This window comes from Kitasatospora sp. NPDC056446 (genome assembly GCF_042796115.1).
In the GTDB taxonomy this organism is placed as follows: Bacteria; Actinomycetota; Actinomycetes; order Streptomycetales; family Streptomycetaceae; genus Kitasatospora.
Map to the genome: position 1 here is coordinate 1 of NZ_JBHTRF010000148.1, position 6260 is coordinate 6260.

Here is a 6260-nt window from a genome sequence, read left to right on the forward strand (position 1 = left end):
CGCCGCCACCGGACGCCGCACCCGCACCGGCGCCCGCCGCACCCGCACCGGCGCCCGCCGCACCCGCACCGGCCGCGCCCGCGGTCGAGCCGGCCACGGCACCCGAGGACCCGGCGGTCGCCGCCACCGTCCCCGCCGCCGCGCCGCCGACCACGGCGACACCACCGACCGCGGCCGCGGCGGCACCGAACCCGCCGACGCCGACCCAGACCAGCACGCCGCCGGGCAGCAGGGCGCGCAGGCCGGTGTTGATCTCGGTCAGTTCCAGGCAGGCCGCCGTGCAGCGGTCGCACTCCCTGAGGTGCCGTCCGACCTCCGCCGAGGCCCGCTTGCGCAGCGAGCCGCGCGCGTACGCCCCGAGCCGGTTGGCGTAGGTCTCGCAGGCGCTGTCCTGGCTGCCGGAGACGTGCGCCTGGAGGAACCCGGCGGCGAGCCGGTCGCGGGCCCGGTGGGCCTGGACGGCGGTGGCGTTGGCGGTCTTGCCGAGCATCACCGCGACGGTCTTCGGGGACTCCCGCTCGACCTCGGTGTGCCAGAGCACCACCCGGTCGTCCTCGGGCAGTTCGGCGTAGGCCTGCATGACCATCCGCTGGTCGGCCATCGCCATCGCCCAGGCGTCGGCCCCGGGATCGGCCAGGTCGAGGTCGACCACGGCGGCCGAGGTCTGCGCGAAGACGCTGAAGTCGTCGACGAGTTGCTCGCGCCGCTCGCTGCGGTGCCAGGCGGCGGCGACGTTGCGCACGGCGGTCAGCAGGTACGCGCGGACGGCGAACTCGGGGCCCTTGCCCGCCCGCAGCGCCTGGAGGGTGCGGGCGAAGACCTCGCCCGCGAGGTCCTCGGCGGTGAAGCTGTCCCGGCAGCAGGTCCGCGCGTAGCGGCGCACCGAGTCGGCGTGCCGGCGGTAGATCTCCTCGTACGCGGTGTCGTCGCCGGCCCGCACCCGGGCGGTCAACTCGGCGTCGGAGGCCGGGCGCTCGCCGTCCACCGGGTCGGCGGGGGCGGGCACGGTGGGGCGCGCGGTCCGGACGTCGCCGGGGAACGGCTCGCCGACGAAGGCCTCGGGGGCGACCCCGCCCCGCCCGGCCGGGGCCTGGCCGGGCACCCGGCCCGGGGGCAGCGCGGCGGCGGAGGCGGAGAGCGATTCGCGGCTGGGCATCCCGGCCTGGTCGGGGACGTGTCCGGCGGCCGAACCCGCTGCGGTGCCCGGTACTTGGGCCGGGTCGCCCGCTCCACCGGCCCCGCCCGTCCGACCGGTCCGGCCGGCCCCGCCGGGACCTGCGGCGGACCCTTCGGCGGTACTACCCGAGAGGCCCCCGAAGTCGAGGCCGTACCCGTAGTCGTTCTGTTCCTCGGCGCTCACAACGGACCCCAGATTCCACGACAGCCCCCGTAGTGTGGCAGGGCGCGCGGGAGTGCGTAGGCGCACGGTTCCCCGGCGTACGGCGCCGACGGCGCGCGAAGGGCGCGCATCGGGACATTGGCTCCAACCACGGGCAAAGGATGGCATAGCGCAGGGACCGGCGGTAGCCGGACCGGCCGTTCCCCACTCTTCCGAGGGGTCGTCGCGGAGGTGTTCGCCCAGCGTGCGGCGGTGGGTCGCACGACGCCCGTACCCGGCGCGCGCTCCTCTCCCGCGCGCCGGTGTTCCACCCGACTCCCGTGCCCGCCGGGCGCGGTGACCGCACCCGGTGCCGGGGTCAGTTCGCCCGGAGGCCGTCCAGCAGTATCCGGAGCAGCCGGTCCGCGGGACCGGCGACCGGTTGACCGTCCGTCTGCGGAGAAACCGGCGAGAAACCTCCCGTCGCCGGCGTCGACACCGACGGACGGGTCGCGTGCACCGGCACCGACGCGGTCAGCACCAGCACCACGTCCGACACCGTGACCCCCGAGCGCAGTTCGCCCGCCGCACCGGCCCGTGCCACCAGGGCGGCCAGTAACTGGAGCAGCAGCCGGGGATCGGCGTCGGCCGCCGACGGCTCGACCGACCCGCCGGAACGGGCCTCCTCCCCGCGCAGGTCGAAACGGACGGCGGCGGGAGCCTCCGCCGCGCGCTGTTCGGGCACCCGGCCCAGTTCCTCCGCGTACCGGAACGCCTCCGGCGGCAGCAGCCGCCCGGCGCCGCTGGTCACCGCGCGGGCCAGGTAGCCGGCCAGCGCCTCCCAGGCGCCGTCGCCGCCGTACAGCGACTCGCGCGCCTGCGCGGTCAGCCACGCCACCTCCTCGGCGGCGATCCGCTGGACCAGCACCTCCTTGCTCGGGAACCGCCGGTAGACCGTGCCGACCCCGACCCCGGCCCGACGAGCGACCTCCTCCATCGGCGCGCCGTAGCCGAACTCGCCGAACACCTCGCGGGCCGCGCGCAGCACGCTCTCCAGGTTCCGCCGGGCGTCCACCCGCAGCCGCGCCCCGGGCACCGGCACGGCCGGTGCGGGCTCGGCCCGGTAGGGGACGGCGGCCTGAACCATGCCGATCTGCGCCATCCCGCCCTGCACCCCGCTCTGCGCCGCCAGGTCCACCGGGCCGCGCTGCTCGGGCACCATGCCCGGCCCGGCCTGCGGTGCACCCGCCCGCCCCAACACCTGCTCCTGATCCATCATCCCAACTCTCCCCCGCAGGCGTCCGCATCCGGACCCTGTAGTCGCCCGCCCCTGCACCCCCCGGTGCAGCTCAGCCCGTCAGAAATGACCTGATGACCCATTGCTCGTGCCGCCCGTCCGGTTCCGGTGACCACGGTCGTGCCGCCGAGCCGGGTCCATGTCCGGCTCGGCGCGTCGGCACCGCCCGGGGCCCTGTCCGGGAACTAACCTTCCCCGGATGACTGTCCCCCAGTCGGGTTCTCACGCCAACGCTGGAACTGGCCGTAGTGGCCGCTCCACGGTGCGTCGCCGCCGATTGTCATGGCGACAGCTGCTCCGGCACACAATCCGACCATAGTTCACCGCTCTTCGCGGCCGAAAGTGCGTCAGAAAGTCGTCCAGGAAGCACAACTGGCCACGACCGCCCCTCGCGTCGCAACCCGCCCCGTACGGACTGTGGACAAGACCGCCCCCGCCGGTCCTTCATAGGGGGGCGTGATTGGGGGGCACCCCGGCTGCGAGGCCGGGGACGAAACGTCACACCGGCAGGAGGTGCACCATCAGGATCCTGATCGCCGGCGGCGGCTGCGCAGGGACGGCCACCGCACTCCACCTCCAGCGCGGCCTGCGGGAGCGGCTGCGCCGGGGCGAGGTCGAGATCACCGTCGTCGAACCCCAGGCCTACTTCACCTACCACCCGCTGCTGGCCGAGGTCGCGGCCGGTTCGATCGACCCGAGACACGTGGTCGTCCCGCTGCGCCGGGTCCTGCCGGACTGCCGGGTCGTCACCGCCCGGATCACCCGGATCGAGCACGCCGCCCGCCGCGCCCTGGCCGACGCCGCGAACCCCGGCGAGACCCCCGCGCCGATCGAACTCCCCTACGACGTCCTGGTGGTGGCCCCCGGCTCGGTCTCCCGCACGGCGCCGGTGCCGGGCCTCGCCGAGCACGGCCTCGGCTTCTCCACCGTCGGCGAGGCGGTGGGCCTTCGCAACCACGTCCTGGAGCAGCTCGACCTGGCCTCCGCCACCCGCGATCCCGCACTGCGCCAGTCCGCGCTCACCTTCGTCTTCGTCGGCGCCGGGTACGCGGGCGTCGGCGCGCTCGCGGAGCTGGAGGACATGGTCCGCGCCGCGGTGCGCGGTTACCACAACGTCCGCGCGGAGGACCTGCGCTGGGTCCTGGTCGAGGCGACCGACCGGATCCTCGCCGAGGAGTCGCCCGAACTCGCCGAGCACACCCTCGGGGAACTGCGCGAGCGCGGCGTCGACATCCGGCTGGGCACCACCCTGGAGTCCGCCGTCGACCGGGTCGTGGCGCTCTCCGACGGCAGCCGCTTCGGCGCCCGCACCCTGGTCTGGACGGCGGGCGTACGGCCGTCCCCGCTGCTGCGCCACACCGACCTGCCGCTGGACACCGCCGGCCGGGTCCGCTGTCTGCCCACCCTCCAGGCGGTCGGGCCGGACGGACGCGCCCTGCCCGGCGTCTGGGCGGCCGGCGACTGCGCCGCCGTACCGGACCCGAACGCGGACGGTGCCCCGTGCGCCCCCAACGCCCACCACGCCTTCGCCGAGGCCGAACTGCTCGCCCGCAACATCGCGGTCGCCCTGGACGGCGGGCCGCACGCACCGGGCCTGGCCGCGTACCGGCCCGGCCCCGCCGCCTGCTCGACCTCGCTCGGCCCGCACCGGGCCGTCGCGCACACCCGGCGCGGCGGCAAGCTCACCGGCCGCCGGGCCTGGTGGCTGCACCGGGCGCGGCACCTGCGGCGGCTGCCGAGCGCGGAGCGGCGGGTGCGGGTGCTGATGGACTGGGTGCTGGGCGGGGTGTTCTCCCGCGAGGTGGTCTCGCTGGGCGCGATGGAGCACCCGCGTTCGACCTTCGAGGAGGGGTTCGGCTCGAGGCCGGGACGACCGTCCGAGCCAGGACCGGATGCCCCCCGCTGATCGCGCCCGCCGTTCCGGGCCGGAGGCCGATCGGACGGCCACGCCGGGCGCGCGACTTCCGGAATCAGGCCTTCGCCTGACAGGATCAGCCCGTCCTGGTCATTACCCCGTGTGCTGTTGCGTACACAAAAAGTGATGATATGCCTGGAAAACGAGGAAGCAGCCGTCGTTTGAACCTCATGCGCTGGAGCGCCCGGCTCACCGGAGCCCCTCGGCGTGCCGCCCCGCCCAACGGGACCGGCACCGACGAGGGCGCGCCCTCCGCCGACGGCATCATCGTGCCCGCCCCCCGCGACCCGACCGACCTCGCCACCACCGCCGGACCCCCCGACCCGCACGAACCCCAGGACCTGCGCGAGGTCCTCAACCGCATCCCCGCCCCCGTCGCGGTCACCTACGGCCCGCTCCACCAGCTCGGCTACGCCAACCGCGCCTACCGAGAACTCTTCGGCGAACGCCCCATCGGCCTGCCCGCCGGCGAGGCGCTCCCGGAACTCGGCACCATGGGCGTCCTGCCCCTGATGGACCAGGTCATCCGCGGCGGCCGGCCGCGCAGCGTCAAGGCCCGCTGCATCCTCGGCCTCACCGGCAACCGCTACTACAACGTCTCCTGCGTCCCGCTCGGCGCGGGCGACGGCACCGACCACCCCGCCGAGGGCCTGCCCTCCGGCGTCCTGATCTTCGCCGCCGAGGTCACCGACCAGGTCCTCGCCGCCGCCCGGCTGCGCGAAGCCGAACGCCGCCAGCGCGAAGCCGCCGTCACCCTCCAGCGCAGCCTCCTCCCGCAGAAGCTCGACCAGCCCGCCGACCTCCGGGTCGCCGCCACCTACCAACCCGGCGGAGCCGAGGCCGCGGTCGGCGGCGACTGGTACGACGTCATCGCCATCGACGGCGGGCGCACGGCACTCGTCATCGGCGACGTCATGGGCCGCGGCCTGCGGGCCGCCGCCGTCATGGGCCAGCTGCGCACGGCCGTCCGCGCCTACGCCCGGCTCGACCTGCCCCCGCACGAGGTGATGCGCCTGCTGGACGGCCTCGCCATGGAGATCGACGCCAACCAGATCGCGACCTGCACCTACGCCGTCTGGGACCCGGGCCGCCGCACCCTCTCCTACGCGTCGGCCGGCCACCTCCCGATGCTGCTGCGCTGCCCGGACGGCACCATCCTGCGCAGTGAGGAACAGAACGGCCCCCCGCTCGGCACCGGCGACGGCCTGCACGTCTCGCACACCCTGCGCCTTCTCCCCGGCACCACCGGCGTCCTCTATACGGACGGCCTGGTCGAGCGCCGCGACGAGGACATCGACCAGGGCCTCGACCTCCTGGCCCGCACGCTGACCGGTGCGATCGGCGCCCCCGAGGTGATCTGCGCCCGGCTGCTGCGGGCCATGGGGGTCACCTCGGAGCACGATGACGACGTCGCCGTCCTGGCCTTCCAGCTGCCGGCGGAGGAGAGCGCCGAAAAACCGCTTGCGGCGCTTGACTCGGCCACCCCCGAGGTCTAGTGTTCTTCGAGCTGCCTGCCAGGGAGAACCGGACACGCTTGTGCGCGGACGGTCCCGAGGCGGCCAATCCCTGAAACACCACTTCCGGCTGGTGCCGGTCGTTTCCGCATTCTTGCGTGACGGCTGGTGCTTATTCGGTGTGCTCGTTTTATCGGATTGCGGTCGATTCGCTTTTCGGAGCGGGGATCGGCTAGAGTTTGAAACGTCGGACAGGGCGTCAAGCCCCGGAAGACA

The 6260-nt window shown here is 74.7% G+C and carries 3 protein-coding genes and 1 pseudogene; 2 read left to right on the forward strand and 2 right to left on the reverse strand.

Going from position 1 to position 6260, the window contains the following annotated elements:
* Together ACFQ6N_RS39825 and ACFQ6N_RS39830 are read right to left on the reverse strand one after the other, a co-directional pair.
* Positions 1-1360: sigma-70 family RNA polymerase sigma factor (locus tag ACFQ6N_RS39825; protein WP_380659058.1), on the reverse strand; the 1360-nt coding region annotated here is incomplete at its 3' end.
* A 337-nt stretch (positions 1361-1697) separates the two neighbouring features.
* Positions 1698-2597 carry a TetR/AcrR family transcriptional regulator gene (locus ACFQ6N_RS39830; protein WP_380659059.1) on the reverse strand — a complete coding sequence of 300 codons (900 nt, stop codon included), beginning with the start codon at positions 2595-2597 and terminating at the stop codon, positions 1698-1700.
* A 478-nt stretch (positions 2598-3075) separates the two neighbouring features.
* Between ACFQ6N_RS39830 and ACFQ6N_RS39835 the strand changes: the two genes are divergently transcribed.
* Both ACFQ6N_RS39835 and ACFQ6N_RS39840 read left to right on the forward strand, forming a co-directional pair.
* Positions 3076-4521 (forward strand): NAD(P)/FAD-dependent oxidoreductase, encoded by a 1446-nt coding sequence (locus ACFQ6N_RS39835; protein WP_380659060.1) that lies wholly within the window; start codon positions 3076-3078, stop codon positions 4519-4521.
* Between the two features lie 170 nt (positions 4522-4691).
* Positions 4692-6005, forward strand: a pseudogene (locus ACFQ6N_RS39840) (PP2C family protein-serine/threonine phosphatase); the annotation flags it as partial.
* Positions 6006-6260: the final 255 nt, after the last annotated feature.